Source organism: Clostridium sp. MCC353, from assembly GCF_018785315.1.
In the GTDB taxonomy this organism is placed as follows: Bacteria; Bacillota; Clostridia; order Lachnospirales; family Lachnospiraceae; genus CHH4-2.
Map to the genome: position 1 here is coordinate 1 of NZ_WQPN01000074.1, position 17,024 is coordinate 17,024.

14 protein-coding genes are annotated in these 17,024 nt (G+C 46.8%); 11 read left to right on the forward strand and 3 right to left on the reverse strand.

From position 1 onward, the window contains the following. Window positions 1-130: 130 nt before the first annotated feature. Entirely contained in the window at window positions 131-775 is a 645-nt protein-coding gene (locus tag GPL15_RS14715) for a GntR family transcriptional regulator (RefSeq protein ID WP_215699440.1), read from the reverse strand. Window positions 776-970: 195 nt separating this feature from the next. On the opposite strand from GPL15_RS14715, the gene GPL15_RS14720 reads away from it, so the two are divergent. The 4 genes from GPL15_RS14720 to GPL15_RS14735 all read left to right on the forward strand — a co-directional run bounded on the left by GPL15_RS14720 (window position 971) and on the right by GPL15_RS14735 (window position 6,355). Next, complete coding sequence (locus GPL15_RS14720; protein WP_215699441.1) at window positions 971-2,386, forward strand: sodium:solute symporter family protein; 1,416 nt, start codon at window positions 971-973, stop codon at window positions 2,384-2,386. A gap of 23 nt (window positions 2,387-2,409) precedes the next feature. After that, window positions 2,410-4,362: an FAD-dependent oxidoreductase gene (locus tag GPL15_RS14725; RefSeq protein ID WP_215699442.1), complete on the forward strand. Its 1,953-nt coding sequence runs from the start codon at window positions 2,410-2,412 to the stop codon at window positions 4,360-4,362. Continuing rightward, entirely contained in the window at window positions 4,349-4,624 is a 276-nt protein-coding gene (locus tag GPL15_RS14730; RefSeq protein WP_215699443.1) for a 4Fe-4S binding protein, read from the forward strand. Before GPL15_RS14725 ends, GPL15_RS14730 begins: the two co-directional genes overlap by 14 nt. A gap of 441 nt (window positions 4,625-5,065) precedes the next feature. Next, on the forward strand, window positions 5,066-6,355 hold the full coding sequence (locus GPL15_RS14735) for a galactokinase family protein (protein WP_215699444.1): 1,290 nt from the start codon (window positions 5,066-5,068) through the stop codon (window positions 6,353-6,355). A gap of 270 nt (window positions 6,356-6,625) precedes the next feature. Here GPL15_RS14735 and GPL15_RS14740 read toward each other — a convergent pair whose 3' ends face one another. Beyond that, entirely contained in the window at window positions 6,626-7,462 is an 837-nt protein-coding gene (locus GPL15_RS14740; RefSeq protein WP_215699445.1) for an Rpn family recombination-promoting nuclease/putative transposase, read from the reverse strand. 371 nt (window positions 7,463-7,833) lie between these two features. Here GPL15_RS14740 and GPL15_RS14745 point away from each other — a divergent pair, with 371 nt between their 5' ends. The 7 genes from GPL15_RS14745 to rd all read left to right on the forward strand — a co-directional run bounded on the left by GPL15_RS14745 (window position 7,834) and on the right by rd (window position 15,294). Beyond that, entirely contained in the window at window positions 7,834-9,375 is a 1,542-nt protein-coding gene (locus GPL15_RS14745; RefSeq protein WP_215699446.1) for a metallophosphoesterase, read from the forward strand. Window positions 9,376-9,710: 335 nt separating this feature from the next. Continuing rightward, a complete protein-coding gene (locus tag GPL15_RS14750) occupies window positions 9,711-10,163 on the forward strand; it encodes a fructose PTS transporter subunit IIA (protein WP_215699447.1) in 453 nt (150 codons plus the stop codon). A gap of 5 nt (window positions 10,164-10,168) precedes the next feature. Beyond that, window positions 10,169-11,236 (forward strand): PTS fructose transporter subunit EIIC, encoded by a 1,068-nt coding sequence (locus GPL15_RS14755; RefSeq protein ID WP_215699448.1) that lies wholly within the window; start codon window positions 10,169-10,171, stop codon window positions 11,234-11,236. Window positions 11,237-11,272: 36 nt separating this feature from the next. After that, window positions 11,273-11,581: a PTS fructose-like transporter subunit IIB gene (locus GPL15_RS14760; RefSeq protein WP_215699449.1), complete on the forward strand. Its 309-nt coding sequence runs from the start codon at window positions 11,273-11,275 to the stop codon at window positions 11,579-11,581. 125 nt (window positions 11,582-11,706) lie between these two features. Continuing rightward, on the forward strand, window positions 11,707-13,743 hold the full coding sequence (locus GPL15_RS14765) for a PTS sugar transporter subunit IIA (RefSeq protein ID WP_215699450.1): 2,037 nt from the start codon (window positions 11,707-11,709) through the stop codon (window positions 13,741-13,743). 170 nt (window positions 13,744-13,913) lie between these two features. Further along, entirely contained in the window at window positions 13,914-14,900 is a 987-nt protein-coding gene (locus GPL15_RS14770) for a patatin-like phospholipase family protein (protein WP_346344984.1), read from the forward strand. 232 nt (window positions 14,901-15,132) lie between these two features. Then, a complete protein-coding gene (gene rd / locus GPL15_RS14775) occupies window positions 15,133-15,294 on the forward strand; it encodes a rubredoxin (protein WP_215699451.1) in 162 nt (53 codons plus the stop codon). Between the two features lie 356 nt (window positions 15,295-15,650). Here the strand turns inward: rd and GPL15_RS14780 are convergent, their stop codons facing one another. Next, the gene (locus tag GPL15_RS14780) at window positions 15,651-16,925 is read right to left on the reverse strand and encodes a glycoside hydrolase family 28 protein (protein ID WP_215699452.1); all 1,275 of its coding nucleotides are present in this window, start codon (window positions 16,923-16,925) and stop codon (window positions 15,651-15,653) included. Window positions 16,926-17,024 lie beyond the last annotated feature (99 nt).

The window sequence follows — 17,024 nt, forward strand, 5'->3', positions numbered from 1 at the left end:
AGGGATTTTTACATGAAGGGTGAAGGCATTTTCGAAAATGCCTTCACCCTTCATGTAAAAATCCCTTCCAAGCAAATCCCTTCATGTAAAAATCCCCTCCAAGCAAATCCCCTTCAAATAAATCCCGGCGTCAGATCAAATCCAGAGCATGTTTTAGGGAATGTTCCAAATGAACCTTCATCATCTGTACCGCTGCCTCCACATCTCCGTCCAGATATTTTTGAAAAATAGCTTCATGTTCTGTCTGGATTTCCATCTGTATCTCTTCTTTCTTTCCATACTGATTGGAAAAAATAGTGAGCTGGCTGCGCATCCGTTCCGCCGATTCGGCCAGATGGGAATTCCGGCAGAAGGCATAAAATTCCAGATGAAATTGATCGGAATAAAGGCACCAGCCAGCGGTATCCCCTTCTTTTACGGCGTCTGCCGCTTGATCTATGACCTGTCTGACCGCTTCCACCACTTCGTCCTGACGGGGATAAGAGGAAGCATAGCGGATGGCTAAACCGTCCAAATCCCCCATAAACTGGTAGATCTCTTTCAAATCTTTGGGTTTCAGGTCGATGACATTGACGCCGATATTGGAATAATAGCTGACCAGATGATCCTGGGAAAGGCGGGTCAGAGCTTCCCGGATCGGTGTGGAACTGACCTGGAAGCGCTCCATTAGAAGCTTCAGCGTCAGTTTTTCCCCGCAGCGGATATTTTGTTTCAGTATATCATCTCTTAAAATCTGATAAATCTGTTCTGATAATGTGCTTTTATTTAATGCCATGAAATCCCTCACTTCAGCGAATTTTAGGTGCTGCATTCAGATAAATGTAAATTTGACTGTGTTTATTGTAACATACCCCAAATTGGGGATCAAGAGGATTGTATTGTGTATTGTGCATTATGCATTTTGCAAAATGTCTATTGCAATTTAACGCGTTAAATGGTAAAATTATAAAAACTTTAGGAGGGATTTTTTATGAGCAGCAATACGATTATTGTGACCGTCTGTGTGATCTATCTGTTATCCATGATAGGTACGGGTATCTATGCCGGCAGAAAGAATAAAAAGGCATCAGATTTTTTAGTGGCGGGCAGGAAACTGAACAGTGTTATGACAGCCATCACATTGGCAGCAGTACAGATTGGGGTTGGAATTGTGCTGAGCAGCGCCACCAATGGCTATAATATGGGAATCTGGCCGGGGATCTATTATTCCATCGGCTGCGGAGGCGGTCTCATCTTAGCCGGGCTTTTAACCACAAGAAAATTGAGGGAACAGGAAGGGTATGTGCCTCTGGATTTCTTTGCGCAGCGGTATGGGGACAGCAAAGGCATCCGTTTTTGGGCGTGGATGAGCAATGTACCAAGTTTGCTGGGCATTTTTATCGCCCAGCTTCTGGCCTGCGGCGGGATTTTGGCCGGGTTCGGCATTCCATTTCAATGGGGCGTGGTGATCACCGCGGTGGTTATTCTGATCTACTGTACCATTGGTGGGATGTGGGGAGTTGTGCTTACCGATGTCATCCAGACCAGCATAATTGTGATCGGAATACCGATTTTGGCGATTGCAACTTTGATCCAGTATGTGCAGGCGGGGGGAAGCATTGGGGAAATCTATGCCACGCCGTTTATACCATCCGGGATGTTTACCAAATTCATCTATCTGGTTCTGCCGTTTTTCCTGTCCATCTCAGTGTCCTATGACGCTTATGCCAGGATACAGTCTGCAAAAGACGCTAAAACGGCTACCAGAGGCTGTATCGGCGGCGGTATCATCGTAATCATCATCGGAACCTTGTGTTCTACCATAGGGGCTGCGGCAGTGAAACTGTTCCCGGGCGTTACGGACGGGATTTTCACCATAGCGGCTACGGGAGTCCTGCCTCCTGTTTTGGCGGGTGTTGTGATTGCGGCCATACTTTCAGCGGCTATGTCCAGCGCAAACTGCGTAATCCTCTCGCTGGGTGCTTCATTTTCCAGGGATTTATATAATAAATTCCTTCATCCTGAGGTGGATAACCTGGATGAACTTCCAAAGGCGAAAATGATTTCGCAGATCGCCGTATTTGGCGGAAGCATTGCGGGAATTTTGTTCGCGTTTAAGATGACCGATATTCTGGATGCTATGATCATTTTCAATTATCCATATATGGGCAGTCTTTTGATTCCTCTTTTGGGCGGTCTGCTCTGGAAGGGCGCCACGAGGAAAGGGGCTTTTGCGTCTGCGGTGGCGGGCGGCATCGTAGGTGTGGTATCATTTTTTATCGGGATTCCCGGACCCTTATATGGGATTATCAATGTGGATCTGGCGCTGATGATCGCCTACCTGGTATCCACTGTTGTGTTGGTGGCAGTCAGTCTCAATGATAAAGGGGCCAAGATCAGAAAATAGAAGAGCGGAGTTGAATAGAAGAAATGAGTACATACAAATGGCCTTATGGCAATGAAGTGGATCAGGAAGAGGTTGTGAGCAGTGATGTGCTGGTGCTGGGCGGCGGACTGGCAGGATGTTACGCGGCCATTGCGGCGGCCAGAAAGGGAAAATCCGTTGTTCTGGTGGAAAAGGGCGCGACTGTGAGAAGCGGTTCGGCGGGAAGCGGGTTCGACCATTGGGAATCGGCCTGCACCAATCCATGTTCGAAGGTGACGCCGAAAGAGATTGCAGAAGCCTATATCGAGGAACAGGATTATTACAGCAATGGGATCGCCCATTACATTGAATGCAGGGAAGGGTATGACCGCCTGCTGGATATGGAGACATTTGGCGGAAAGATCCGGGATACGGAGGATGAATTTAAGGGGGCGGAATTCAGGGATGACGAGACGAAGCTGATGTTCGCCTATGATTATAAAAACCGTTTTACCCTGCGGGTATGGGGGAGCACCTTTAAACCGGCTCTTTATAAAGAACTTTTGCGTCTGGGGGTAAAAGTGTATGACCGGACGGAGGCCACCGGGCTTTTAACGGCGGTGAAAGAGGGGAAAAAACGGGGAATCGGCGCTATGGGAATGAATGTCCGCACCGGAAAATTTATGATTTTCCAGGCCAAGGCCACCATACTGACCATGTCCCGTCCGGCACGGGTGTGGCTGTTTAACCCGGATTTGGTGGGACTGTGTGAATTCCGTCCGACACAGAGCATCGGAAGCGGCCATGCCATGGGATACCGGGCCGGGATTGAGTTTACGATGATGGAAAAATCCGTGAAAGGGGAGTTTTCCGCCGCAGGAAGAAGTTTTCCGCCTTATGGAGCGGGCAATAACCACAATACCTGGTATGCGGCCACCATGGTGGATGCCAGGGGAGTGGAGATCCCTTATGTGGACCGGGACGGAAATGAGCTGACAACTGTGTCGGAACGGTATTATCCGGCTCCGGGACAGAAATTTTTCTTAAAGGGCGGAGTGATTGACGAGGCCAAATACGAGTACCGGGGGCCTGAAACCCTGGAATTTTCAGAGCTGATGAAACGGGGATATAAACTGCCCTTTTACGCGGATTTGAGCAGGATGCCGGAAATGGAGCGCAAGGTGATCTGGGGCATGATGGTGGGAGAGGAAGGCAAGACCAAGATTCCGATTCTTGAAAATTACACGGAACGGGGATTTGATCCGGTGAAACACATGCTTCAAAGTTATGGCACCGGCTGGCAGTCCGCCAGCTTTTTAGGACAGGAACGGCAGCTGTTCGGCGCTCCGGGCGGCATTATGCACGACTGGGATTTGAAGACCAATATTGATGGAATCTATGCGGCGGGCGACCAGCTTTTTGCATCCGACTGCTGTGGATTTGCCGCAGCTACGGGATATTATGCGGGAAGAAAGGCGGCAGACGCCATTGAAGGGATGGAACTGACTGAAGCGGACAGAGAGGACATTGAGAAAGAGAAAGCCCGGCTTTATGCTCCCCTCTATGTGGAAGATGGCCTGGAGTGGAGAGAACTGAACATGGCCATTGCCAAGGCGATGCAGAATTATTGTGGGGAAGTCAAGTGCAGAGAACTTCTTAAAGAGGGGCTGGATGTGCTGAAAAGCTATGAGGAAGAGATTGTGCCTCAGATTTCCTGTAAGAATCCCCATGAACTGATGAGGGCTCATGAGGTGATGGATATCCTGGAAGTGTCTAAGATGATATTACAGGCCTGTCTGTTCCGGGAATCCAGTTCCAAACCCCTTTGTTTCCAAAGAAGCGATTTCCCGCAGGAAGATCCGGAAGGTGACCGCTGTTTTTATACCATCCGCATGGAAGACGGGAAACCGGTGCGGGGACGGGTGCCCCTTGGGTATTTTGGAGACGTGGAAACGGAATATGAAAAGAGAAATCAGGACTATATAGGGAAAGGGGGAAAGCAGGATGAAAGAATTTGAAGCTTCGGTGGTTCCATGCAGCGCCCGGCCTGTTATATTTGACGACAGCCTCTGCATAGGATGCAACCAGTGTGCAAATGTCTGCCAGGTAGACATCTTTCTGCCCAACCCTGAAAAGGGAAAACATCCGATTGTAGTTTATCCGGGAGAGTGTTATTACTGCGGAAGCTGTGTGATGGCCTGCCCCAGCAAAGGAGCCATCAAACTGCAGCACCCGTTGATGAACCGGGCAAAATTCATACCGGTTAAAGAAAAGGCCTGAACATAAGGAGGGCCCGCAAGGTGGGGGACCTTGCGGGCTGAGTATGAAAAAGTTTATCTTCTATGAAGATAAGGGGGTTCCGGCGGGGGTCTGATGTAATACGCCGGAACTTATATAATTGAAAAGGATTGGCTTCCTTATTACATTTACAAGTATACCTGTAAATTGTGGCGAAAGTTTGACTACGGTATAAATAAAAAATAAAATTGATTAAGAAATCCTAATGAAAAACGAAACGATTGTAATTTTTTTCCATCTGCCGTTTGTATACAGCCGGTCAGCGCCTGTATGCAGGCGGCAGTCTGTGAATCATGATGAATGATTAAAATTTGTATCAATTTAGGAGAATATTATATTGTCCTCATAAGACCGGCTGTGATATAATTTTGTCAATGACTTGAGTCAGACGTAATTGGCATTCTGGGAAAAGGAGAATCTAACATGAAAGAGAATGAGTTGATCCAGTTATTGCAGGGAGACCGGGCAAAGGCTTTGATGGCGGAATTATACGGAGAAATGAAGGCCGGGGAGAATTTAGCCCGTTATGAAGAACTGGTACATAAGTTTACAAAGACATTTGCCTCTAAGGACATGCTTTTATTCAGTTCACCGGGCCGGACGGAGATCAGCGGAAACCATACGGACCATAACCATGGAAAGGTTTTGGCCGGAAGCATCAATCTGGACTGCGTGGGTGTGGCCGCTAAGAATCATTCTTCAAAGGTTAATGTGGTCAGTGAGACGTTCAATCAGAGTTTTACCATTGATTTAAATCATTTAGAACCCAGCGAGAAGATGGCAGGAACTATTGATCTGGTTAAGGGGCTGCTGGCCGGGTTTAAGGACAGCGGTTATGAAATCGGCGGGTTTGACGCCTACATCACCAGCAATGTGATCAGTTCAGCCGGGGTCAGCTCTTCGGCGGCATTTGAGATGCTTGTCTGTTCCATGGTTAATGAATTTTTCAATGAGGGAAGAATCGACACCGTTGCCTATGCCCATATTGGAAAATATGCGGAAAATAAATACTGGAATAAGGCTTCAGGCCTTTTAGACCAGATGGCCTGTGCGGTGGGCGGTTTGATTACCATTGACTTTATGGAGCCTTTAGTACCTGTGGTGGAAAAGATCGAATTTGACTTCAGTTCCCACAATTACAGTCTCATTATTGTGAATACAGGAAAAGGCCATGCGGATTTGAGTGAAGATTATTCTTCTGTACCTATTGAGATGAAAAAGGTGGCTGAGTACTTTGGAAAAGAATATTGTTCGGAAATATCGGAACAGGATGTTATTGAAAATCTTCAGAAGGTGCGTGAATATGCAGGTGATCGTTCTGTTTTACGTGCTCTTCATTTCTTCGAGGAAAACAAACGGGTTGAAGCAGAAGTAGCGGCGTTAAAGGAAGAACGTTTTGACGATTTCCTTAGAAATATAACCGCGTCCGGAAATTCTTCCTGGAAGTGGCTGCAGAACTGCTTTACCAACAGCAATTATCAGGAACAGGGAATTACCGTTGCCCTGGCGCTGACGGAATTGTTCATCGCAGAGAAACAGGCGGGGGCCTGCAGAGTCCATGGAGGCGGTTTTGCGGGAGTTATTATGGCTATGCTGCCAAATGAAATTGTGGATGAGTATGTGGCTTATATGGAAAAGGCCCTTGGAGAGGGGAATGTATACCGGATGAGCATCAGGCCTTATGGGGCGGTTTGTGTGAATCGGCTGATTTAACTTATTGGCGGGGATAACGCCGGAAACATCGGAAATCGGGGTGAGCGGCTGACAAGAGGGCAGATACCGGTTTCCAACCATAGGTGATTCCAGATATCCAGAGATGAAAGAGGCGGGCATACACTGATACGGAATTCAGTGTGTGCCCGCCTCTTTTTGCCTCTGAGAATCAAGCTGCTAATACGGTTTCCGGAGGAACCCTGTCCGTTTGCCGGCGGTTTACACCGCTTTTCGATGATTCATGGGTGTGTACCTGAATACAAAATTTTATTAAAGCTGATACTCCTGATATAGTTTTTTTAGAAGTTCCGGGTCGGCAGCGGCCTGGATTATCAATTCATTTTTGCCATCCCTGGCCAGGTTTAAGATCAGTTGGCTGTAACGAGTGGATTCTATTTGTGCACCTTCTTCTTGCCATTCTTCCCGCTCCATTACTTTTTCTTCCCAAGCCTGCATATATCTCACTCCAATCTCTTCATTTGATTTAATTGTGCAGATTCTCTTATGAAGCTCTTTGATTTTGCTGCTGGTGGTATCTTTGATGCACTGCTGGTTGGTATGTTCCATGTAGTTTAACAGGTCGATCAGTTCAGGGGTGTTATTTTCCGGGTCTGTGCCATGAGTATTCAGAAAGATCCTTACAGAACCGTCTTCCAGTAAAAGTGAAGGGTGTTCCAGGCAGCTCATTTGGAACGTGTAGCGATAACGGCTGAGGCCGAACAAATCGAAGGGTGTTATCATGATGAGATAACAGGGATTGAGACGGTTAAAGTCCACACTTCCCGGCTCCAATAGATTGCTGTCCAACAGAGCCTGGTAATACCGGCTTCGTTTTGGCAGATTGCCTGTGTTCTTTTTCTGGGCTTCCATGTTATAGATTCTTGTTTTTTCGTCCATCGAGTATACATCCATGCGGATAGAACGGAGCAGGGGAGAGGTGCGGAGTTCTTTTTCTGTCTGGACAGAGTTCAAAAGGTGTATATCTTCTCCCAGAATAATTTCCAAAACACTTTCAAAGATCGCGGAATCTTCCATCGCAACGGAAAATAGAAAACGATCCAACAGCGTTAAATCTTGCAGCGGCTTCATTTTTGTCGTTTGATTCATAGGTTTCTCCTTTTATTATAGTGGATATTAAGTTTTGCTTCAAGGGGTAAGGGAGAAAATCAGGCGGTTTTCATAGGCATCACATCGCTTTCTGATGGGGTAAAATGTGGGGACTTTGCCAGCCGGAATGGCCGGGAAAAAGAGGATAAATGATTTTGCTGAATTATGAGCTGTTAGAACGGCAGAAGGAATAAGGATAGAGGGGATCCTTTGAACCGTAAAGAGTATTCCGAAAATCTTTAAAAAATATTAAGTTTTATACCCGCCATATTTTTTGACTAACCCATTGTTGTATGTTAAGATTATACCTTGGAATTTAAATTGGAAAGGCAGAGAGTGAGTGCTGAAACGTATTGGATTGAAGGAAAAATATGAAATTACATAGAATTTTAACTCTTCTCATCTATATTTTTCTGTTGGCGGGATGTATTGGAATTGTCTGTCTTGTATCTAAGCTGGCAGGGCCGGAACTTCCGATTTTGGTTGAAGAAACGGTGGAAACGGCTGAAACTGAGAGGGCGACACCCTCCGATGCCGGGGAAGAGACGGAAGAAGAGACAGGGGAGGCAACGCCTTCTGATGGAGCGGAGACGCCGGCTTTACAGGAAACGGTTCCGGCCGGGAAAAACAAGTGGTGGATAACGGAGAAGACAGAACCGGAATCAGTGGTGGAAGAGCCAAAAGGCCCGCCGGAAATTATATTTGCAAGTGATCTGCATCTGCTGGCGGATTCTCTATTTGATGATGGAGAGGCATTTCAGAAACGGGTTGCGGCTGATGATGGTAAGATCATCCCTTATGTTTCACCGGTGATTGAAGCATTTCTGGATGAGGTGATTGAGGCGGAGCCTTCTGCGCTGGTGCTTGGCGGTGACCTGACCTTTTATGGGGAAAAAGAGAGCCATATTCAGCTGGCCCAAAAGCTGAAACGAGTGGAGGAAGCTGGAATCGATGTGGTTTTGATTCCCGGAAACCATGATATTAATACGAAGAACGCCAAATCTTATATTGGAAAAAAAGCGGAAGACGCGGAGGATACAGGGCCGGAAGAGTTTGTGGAAATCTACAAAGATTACGGTTACGAAGAGGCATTGAGCAGGGATAAAAATTCTCTGAGCTACATATGGGAACTGGATGATAAAAACTGGCTGATGATGCTGGATTCCTGTCAGTATGAACCGAAAAACCTGGTGACAGGAAGGATTAAGCCGGAAACTCTTTTGTGGATGCAGGACCAGTTTGATGCGGCGAAAGAGCAGGCAATCCGGGTGGTTCCGGTTGCCCATCACAATATCCTGGATCAGAGCCGGTTGTATACCACAGAGTGTAAAATGGATGATAATCTGGATGTGGTGGAGCTTTTAGAGGATAACGGGGTTCCGGTGTTTTTAAGCGGCCATATGCATTTGCAGAGAATAAAAAAGCATAAACCGGAGCCGGGAGCGGACGATGGGGCGTATGGAATCAGCGAAATCATCAATACCTCCTTTGCCATGCCCCCGTGCCAGTACGGCGTGATGAAGTGGGCGGAGGATGGAAGCCTCAGCTATCATGTGAAAACCGTGGATGTGGAAGCCTGGGCCGGACGCCAGGAGGGGGAAGTGGATGAAAACCTGCTTCATTTTGATGACTACAGCCGCAGGTTTTTAAAGGAAGTGATGGCCGGGAAGGTGAACCGGGAATTGGAACATCTGCCGGATGAGCACAGGGATGCCATGACAGAGCTGTATGCAAAAGTCTATTACGATTACTGCCGTGGAGAAGCGGTGGATGGAAAAGAAGTGAAAAAAAGCAGGGCATATCAGTTGTGGGAGAGAAACCGTCCGGATCACAGGTACCGTATGGATATAGACGATATGCTGGGTGATATGACGAAGGAAAATTTTGTTTGGGAAAGTGAACCGGAATGGTGAACTGGAACAGCCAACCGGAGCAGAACGGTTCCGGGAATTCACAGATAAGCCGGAGACAGCGGAGGTTTGAAAATCAATTTATCGATTTCAAACCTCCGCTGTTTTATTTCCCCCATCCTGTACACGGGTCCTTATTTGTTATTTCTTACCGTGACTGCGGGCATTTATTGGAAATTTTTACGGCTGCAAATTTGTGTAAAAATTTTTTGCAAATGTTCTATCTGTTCAAAATGCCGCCGGAAGATTATGATAAGACATGTAAGAACGAGAGATACCAAAGCGCTTGGTAAGAAATAGGCTGGAAAATAAATGGTAGAATAAATTGGAGGTAAGGTATGAATCAATTAATAAGTAAAAACTGTATTGTATTTGATATTGACGCGGCTGAGAAAAAAGATGTAATTAAAGCTCTTGTAAAGGAACTTCATGTGGCCGGAAAGATTACGGATGAAGAGACATTTTTTGAAGATGTGCTGGCGAGGGAGGCCGTCGCACCGACTTACGTAGGCTTTGAAATGGGCCTGCCTCATGGAAAGACAGACCATGTGCTGGAGGCTTCGGTCTGCTTTGGAAGAACGGTGAAACCGGTTGTCTGGAATGAAGAGAGCGGCGAGACAGCGGACCTGGTGATCCTCATCGCGGTTCCGGCAAAGGAAGCGGGGGACACTCATATGAAGATTTTAGCGAACCTTTCCAGAAAACTGATGCATGAGGATTTCAGGGAATCGCTGAGAAACAGTACCAAAGAAAAGGTTTATGAAATTCTTGTGGAAGTATTGGAGGGTTAGGAGACATGAAGGAACAGATCAGGATACTTAAAAAACATATATTGACGGGTACATCCCATATGATTCCATTTATCGTAGCAGGCGGTATTTTGTTCTCCATTTCCGTTATGCTGAACCCGGCAGGAGCTGCTACTCCTACGGAAGGCTGGCTGGCCGGCCTGGCGCAGATTGGTCTTGGCGGACTGACGCTGTTCGTTCCGGTTCTGGGAGGTTATATCGCTTATTCCATAGCCGATAAACCCGGCCTGGCTCCCGGTATGATTGGAGCTTATCTGGCAAACAGCATGGGAGCGGGATTCCTTGGCGGCATGGCTGCAGGTCTGATTGCCGGTGTGGTGGTTAAACAGTTAAAGAAGATTCAGCTTCCGATTTCACTGAAAACACTGGGTTCCATTTTCATCTATCCATTGGTTGGAACATTTATTACAGGCGGCATCATCGTGTGGGGGATCGGCACTCCGATCGCATTTATTATGCAGTCTCTGACCGCATGGTTATCGGGACTGGGCGATGTGGGCAAGGTTCCGCTGGCTTCCATTCTGGGCGCTATGACGGCATTTGACATGGGCGGCCCGATCAATAAAGTAGCGACCTTATTTGCACAGACACAGGTGGATACCCTTCCTTACTTAATGGGCGGTGTAGGCGTAGCAATCTGTACTCCTCCTATCGGTATGGGAATCGCAACCTTATTAGCGCCTAAAAAATACAACGCGGAAGAAAAAGAAGCGGGTAAAGCTGCAATCCTTATGGGATGTGTGGGCATTACAGAAGGAGCGATTCCGTTTGCGGCAAATGATCCGCTGCGCGTTATCCCTTCCCTGATCGTGGGTGCGGTTGTGGGAAATATCATCCCATTTCTCACGGGAGTGCTGAATCACGCGCCTTGGGGCGGCCTCATCGTTCTGCCGGTAGTGGAAGGACGTATCTGGTACATAATTTCCGTCTTAGCCGGTGGATTAGTGACAGCAGTTATGGTAAACTTATTAAAGAAGAACAACACGGATGATTCCACTGAAAAAGTGGATACCGGAGATGACGGATTGGATGAAATCACATTTGATGAATTATAAATTTAATCAGCCTAAGAAGGCGGAAGGAGAAAAAATATGAAAGTAGTAGGAATTACATCTTGCCCATCAGGAGTGGCACATACTTATATGGCAGCGGAGGCATTGAAGCTTTCCGGACAGAAGCTTGGAATTGACGTGAAGATTGAGACCCAGGGAGGGGCGGGAGTTGAGAACCAGCTCAACCCAAAGGACATTGAAGAGGCTGTCTGCGTGGTTTTGGTAAATGACGTGGCATTGGAAGGGCTGGACCGCTTTAAGGGTAAAAAAGTTTTAAAAATGGGAGTTTCTGATTTAATTAAAAAATCGGATGCTGTGATGAAGAAGATCCAGGATACATTTCAGTAAGGAACATATGGAATAAGGGGAGTATTTAGGAAAGAGGAGATGGGGAGCATTCTCCTCTTTCTATCGTGTTTTTAGGCGTGAATGGGAGAAACTTATTTTAGAACAGAACGGGATGGCGGAATTTTATGTTTAGTGGAAGAATGCTTAGTGTTGTAAGGTATTTGAGCATCAGTCAGAAGACGACTTATAAAGAGGCGGCAGCGGCACTGAAGATGTCGGAACGCAGCATCCGGTACGATGTTGACCGGATCAATGACGCGCTGTCATTGGAGAAGCTTCCGGTCATTGAAAAAGGATCTAAGGGGGTGCTGGTTTATCCAAAGGATTTGGATATCAGCATGCTGGAAGAGGAATCGGAAGTGGTCTATACCGGTAAGGAGCGGATTTCCATTCTGCTTCTCATTCTGATGATGAGAAATGAAGATTTAAAGATTAACCAGCTCAGTGAGCTTTTTAAAGTGTCCAGATCCACCATTAAAAATGACATGGCGGCGCTGGAAGAGGAGCTGAAAAAAGAAGGGCTGAGCATTGAGTACTCGGATCATTTTTATCTGGCCGGGCCAAGGAAGAAGAGAACCAGCCTGCTGAACCAGGAATTTAAAAAGTATATCAATTATCTGATCAACCCGTTTACCAATTATAACTCTTATGAGTTTTACTGCATACACATCATCCACAAGGCATTTGAGGGGATCTCAATTCCCAATGTGGTTTTGGCGGTAAATGCCCTTTTGGAGGAACTGAAATGTACCCTGACCCAGGCATCCTATTCCTGGTATATGTCCAATATCATGGCAGTCATCTGGTTTATCATCCACAATAAAGAATATCCGCTGGATCTTCCTGTGGAAACGGAATATGACAAGGATAAATTCGACAGGTTCTCTGAAAAGCTGGAACAGATTCTGGGAATGCCGGTTGGGGAAAATAACATCCGCCTCATGGCCAAATTATTCGATTTTACCAACAAATTTGCAGGTTTAAATGGAAATGTGGATCTGCTCCGCGCGGAATCGGTCACATTTTCCCTGATATCTGGAATGTCCAAGGAACTGGATATGCCTTTGGACAAGGACAAGACTTTGCTGGAAGGGCTGTTAAACCATATGGTCCCTCTGCTTCAGAGAATTGAAAACCACATCGACATCCGGGACAACATGATGCAGTTGATGGGGGAGGAAGAAAAAAAGCTGTATGGGGTGCTGGCTAAGGTCTGTAAGGAACTGGACGTTCTCTGTGAGATCACCAGCGAGGATGAACTGGTGTATTTGACCATTTGTTTTATGGCCAGCATTAAGCGGATGAAGGGGGCGCCTTATAAACGGGTGCTTCTGGTCTGCGGCCATGGGTACGGCACTACCACCATGCTGAAGGAATCGCTGCTCAGTGAATACCAGCTTCATATCATCGATACAATTCCGCTTTATAAGATCACGTCTTATCCGGATTGGGCGGCTATTGATTATGTCCTGACCACGGTCAAGCTCAACAATAAACTGCCGAAGCCCTGCATCCTGTTAAATCCGATATTGCAGCTGGAAGACCGGGCTGCTCTGGATAAACTGGGAATTCCCAGAAAAATGATCCTGTCCAGTTACTATTCTATAGAAGAAAAGCTGACATTTCTGGATGAAACTAACCGCAGACGGGTTATGGAAGTGATTGAGAAAGAGTTAGGCTATCAGACGGTAAAATCGGTCAACCGTTCGAAGAATTTCACCAATTTCCTGAAATTCGACTGCATCCGCCTGGTGGATTTAAAGCTGAGCTGGCGGCAGGCGGTGATCCAAAGCGGCAGGCTGCTGCAGGACCGGTCATTTATAGAGGAAAGTTATGTACAGAATACCATCGATTTCATAGAAGAACAGGGTTTTTATGCGGTGTCTGACGGTGCATTTGCCCTGCTGCATGGCAAGGGAAATGAAGGGATTCGCCGGACGGGCATAAGCCTGCTGGTCAATAAGCATCCGGTACAGTTCGGGGATAAATCCGTTCGGGTGGTATTTTTCCTGGCAAGCAGGGATTCCAAAGAGCATATTCCTGCGGTGGTCACCCTGGTCCGCATGGTGAAGACCACGCCTCTGATCCGTGAGCTGGAACGGTGCAGGTCGGAAGAGGAAATTTATCAGACAATTTTAAGATATGAATTTGAAGTGTCTTAGAGTACGTTTTAATGCGTTTCAGGGCGGGCAGGTAAAGATACATACATAGGGCTTTTGGTTTCCGCATACATTGAAGTGTGTTTAAAAATTCATTCCGCCGCCTGCGGGCCCTGTTTTGCAGCATAGTCATCCTCGTATCAGTGAGCGCAGCCCGGAATGGGAAGTTTTAAATGTCTGCGGATATGGAGGTGCGCATGCTGGAATATGGACTTGCGCTTGCAGGGGGCGGAACCAGGGGAGCTGCCCATGCAGGCGTGTTAAAAGCGTTAGAAGAGGAAAATCTGCTGCCAACATCCATAGCCGGTACCAGTGCGGGAAGCATTGCTGCCGGTTTATTTGCATTTGGGATGAGCGCCGGTGAACTGGAAGAAATCATAGAAGATATGGAAAAATACGGGTGGTATCTGCTGGATCCGGATTACATAGGCATTCTCACATTTATTCCTCAACTGCTGTTTCACAGAAAAGCCGGTTTAAAGGGCCTGATCGGAGGAAGAAGCCTGACGGAATACTTTTCCTGCCTGACAAACCGGTGCAGCATCAGGGATATCAAAATGAAACTGGTGATCCCGGCTGTGGATTTATGCAGCGGGATGACCATTGCTTATACAAACAGCCCGGCGTCGTCGTCCAGGGAACATGTGAAGTGGGAATTTGAAGGAAGGCTCTGTGATATCATCATGGCCAGCTGCAGCGTACCGGGAGTATTCCGGCCGAAAAAGATAGGAAATTACTGTCTGGTGGACGGAGGTGTGACCAATAATCTGCCTGTGGATCTTCTGCGGGCAGCCGGAGAAGCCAGAGTGGTTGGAGTGGATCTTGGTGTTGATTATACCATGCCTCATGAAGATACCATAACGGAGGTGGTGTCCCATTCATTTTCCATTATGAGCACCGGCTTAAAGGACTGCATGTCCAGAGGTGAAATTTATTTGTTAAATCCGGAACTGCCGGAAGGCGCGGGCCTGCTTACTTTTGATAAAATGCGGGCCTGCATGGACGCAGGATACCGCCACACCAAAGAAAAAATACCGGAAATCAGGGCTGCGTTGACGCAAAACGGGCGCAGGAGTATAAAAACAGGGAAAAGGCAGATAATAGGTGATGATAAAAAAATTATAGTAAATTGTAATAGTTCAGACCGCTCATCTTCTTGACCGAAAAAGACCGGTCAAGAAGCATCGGATATCCATCCGATGGGAAAACTGGTTAAGAAAGCTGCTTACAAGCGAGCTTGACGCTGCTTTCTTAACCAATTTTCCAGCCGTCTGAATTGTTATAATAAATTAACAATTTGTTGCAAATGCAACAGATTAATCGGGATGTTTCTGTTATAGTATAAACATCAAAGCAAGATATGAAATGTAGATAACAGGAGGTATTTAAAATATGAAGAAATATGTTTGTGAACCATGTGGTTATGTATATGATCCTGAAGTAGGTGATCCGGACGGCGGAATCGCACCGGGAACTGCATTTGAGGATATTCCGGACGACTGGGTCTGCCCGATTTGTGGATTGGGTAAAGATGTGTTTGTAGTAGAAGAGTAAATAGAAAAGTGATTTTGAAGGGCTGCTGGGCCTGCCGAAGAGATTTTGGCAGGGCGGCAGTCTTTTTTTTGTTTCTTGGAATGAGACAAAGTGTTTAATATCGTATAATTTCTTATTTTATCTTAGATAAATATGTCTCAGAATATAGTTTATATCTTCCTGATAAGGTGCTCTTACAGAAAATTTAAAACTGAAAAAGCCCAGACTATTGATTCAGCATTGGCAGTTTGGGCTTTCAGCGTTTGATTAATGGTGCCCCAAGAGAACATCGCTGATTGTCCCTCAATTATGATATTCTGAGTATAACAAGGGGATACATTCAAAAACATTCGGCAGATAATTAGTTCTGTAAAAAATTACCGTATGATCACATCATTGCAATTCTGAACGGAAAAGTGTTCCTCTTTTTCACTTCTGACCGTCACATTTGTCAAAACCACATGATCCGCATATTCGATTATCATTCCCTCCCCAGCCATCTTTTTGCGTTCATAGGTCATGGCCGGTTCCTGGGGCGTCTGTGGGGAAGGAGCCATGGTTACGGTCATGTTGTCAATATAGAGGCCATCTATGGGCATTTCAGGAAGGCCGCTTATAAAGCCGGCTGCCGAGGTGGCGTCCTGGACAACCAGATCGGAAAAATACAGGTTTCTGAATACAGGAGTGGCCGGGGTGACCGGCTGCTTTTCCTTGGAAGAGCAGTATTCTTCGTCGCCGGGGAGGGTGGCGCAGGGATAGAAGCAGTTGACAATCAGGGGGCAGAAGACGTGCTCCATGATGATGTTGTTGACCCGTATGTTTTCTACCACGCCTCCCCGCAGCCTTCTTGTTTTGATGCGGAAGCCGCGGTCGGTGTTTTGGAAGACACAGTTATTGACGGTTACATTTCTCACGCCTCCCGACATCTCACTGCCGATGACCACGCCGCCGTGGCCGTCTGCCATGGTGCAGTTGGTGATGGTTATATTCTCGCAGGCCCACTCCTTCATATAGGTATCAAATTCCCTGCCGGATTTGATTGCGATACAGTCGTCCCCTACGCTGATGTGGCAGTTGCTGATATGTACGCTGCGGCAGCTTTCCGGGTTAATGCCGTCTGTGTTGGGTGAATCCACAGGGTTTTGTATTGTTACATTATCAATGGTGATGATGTCGCTGTGAACCGGGTGTATGGTCCACATGGGGGAGTTTACGATCTTGATGTCTTCGATCAATATGCGGCTGCAGCCGATGAATTCCACACAGCGGGGCCTGTCGTCAAATTTCTTGTGCCACCAGTGCCAGCCCTGCCCGTTGATAAGGCCCCGGCCCCGTATGGCGATATTCTCCGCCTGATATGCACAGATCAGGCCGGAGTGGGTATCCATTCCCCAGCCGGGGATTACAGATGGGGTGATCATGGGATAATCGTCATAACATCCGCTTCCCAAAAGTACGGCCCCTTCCGACAGATAGAGGGTGATGTTGCTGAGAAGCCGGACGGAGCCGGTCAGATATTCACCGGCGGGAAAACAGATGGTTCCGCCTCCCTGAATGTGGATTTTTTCAATCAGGCGGTTTATGGGAGCTGTCAGGTTTTCGCCGCTGCCCGGGTTGATACCGTATTCCGTTACATCATAAAAACTGTTCATGATAATTTTTCCTTTCCATATGGCGTTTCATTTCGTTTGATTACAATATACAATGTTTTTTGGGGGATTTACAGGCAGAAAACGGGAATTCTCTGCTTT

Excerpts from the sequence above, each read along its gene's own strand:
- GPL15_RS14715 (WP_215699440.1), bottom strand. The coding sequence starts at position 775 with ATGGCATTAAATAAAAGCACATTATCAGAACAGATTTATCAGATTTTA.
- GPL15_RS14720 (WP_215699441.1), top strand. The coding sequence starts at position 971 with ATGAGCAGCAATACGATTATTGTGACCGTCTGTGTGATCTATCTGTTA.
- GPL15_RS14725 (WP_215699442.1), top strand. The coding sequence starts at position 2,410 with ATGAGTACATACAAATGGCCTTATGGCAATGAAGTGGATCAGGAAGAG.
- GPL15_RS14730 (WP_215699443.1), top strand. The coding sequence starts at position 4,349 with ATGAAAGAATTTGAAGCTTCGGTGGTTCCATGCAGCGCCCGGCCTGTT.
- GPL15_RS14735 (WP_215699444.1), top strand. The coding sequence starts at position 5,066 with ATGAAAGAGAATGAGTTGATCCAGTTATTGCAGGGAGACCGGGCAAAG.
- GPL15_RS14740 (WP_215699445.1), bottom strand. The coding sequence starts at position 7,462 with ATGAATCAAACGACAAAAATGAAGCCGCTGCAAGATTTAACGCTGTTG.
- GPL15_RS14745 (WP_215699446.1), top strand. The coding sequence starts at position 7,834 with ATGAAATTACATAGAATTTTAACTCTTCTCATCTATATTTTTCTGTTG.
- GPL15_RS14750 (WP_215699447.1), top strand. The coding sequence starts at position 9,711 with ATGAATCAATTAATAAGTAAAAACTGTATTGTATTTGATATTGACGCG.
- GPL15_RS14755 (WP_215699448.1), top strand. The coding sequence starts at position 10,169 with ATGAAGGAACAGATCAGGATACTTAAAAAACATATATTGACGGGTACA.
- GPL15_RS14760 (WP_215699449.1), top strand. The coding sequence starts at position 11,273 with ATGAAAGTAGTAGGAATTACATCTTGCCCATCAGGAGTGGCACATACT.
- GPL15_RS14765 (WP_215699450.1), top strand. The coding sequence starts at position 11,707 with ATGTTTAGTGGAAGAATGCTTAGTGTTGTAAGGTATTTGAGCATCAGT.
- GPL15_RS14770 (WP_346344984.1), top strand. The coding sequence starts at position 13,914 with ATGTCTGCGGATATGGAGGTGCGCATGCTGGAATATGGACTTGCGCTT.
- rd (WP_215699451.1), top strand. The coding sequence starts at position 15,133 with ATGAAGAAATATGTTTGTGAACCATGTGGTTATGTATATGATCCTGAA.
- GPL15_RS14780 (WP_215699452.1), bottom strand. The coding sequence starts at position 16,925 with ATGAACAGTTTTTATGATGTAACGGAATACGGTATCAACCCGGGCAGC.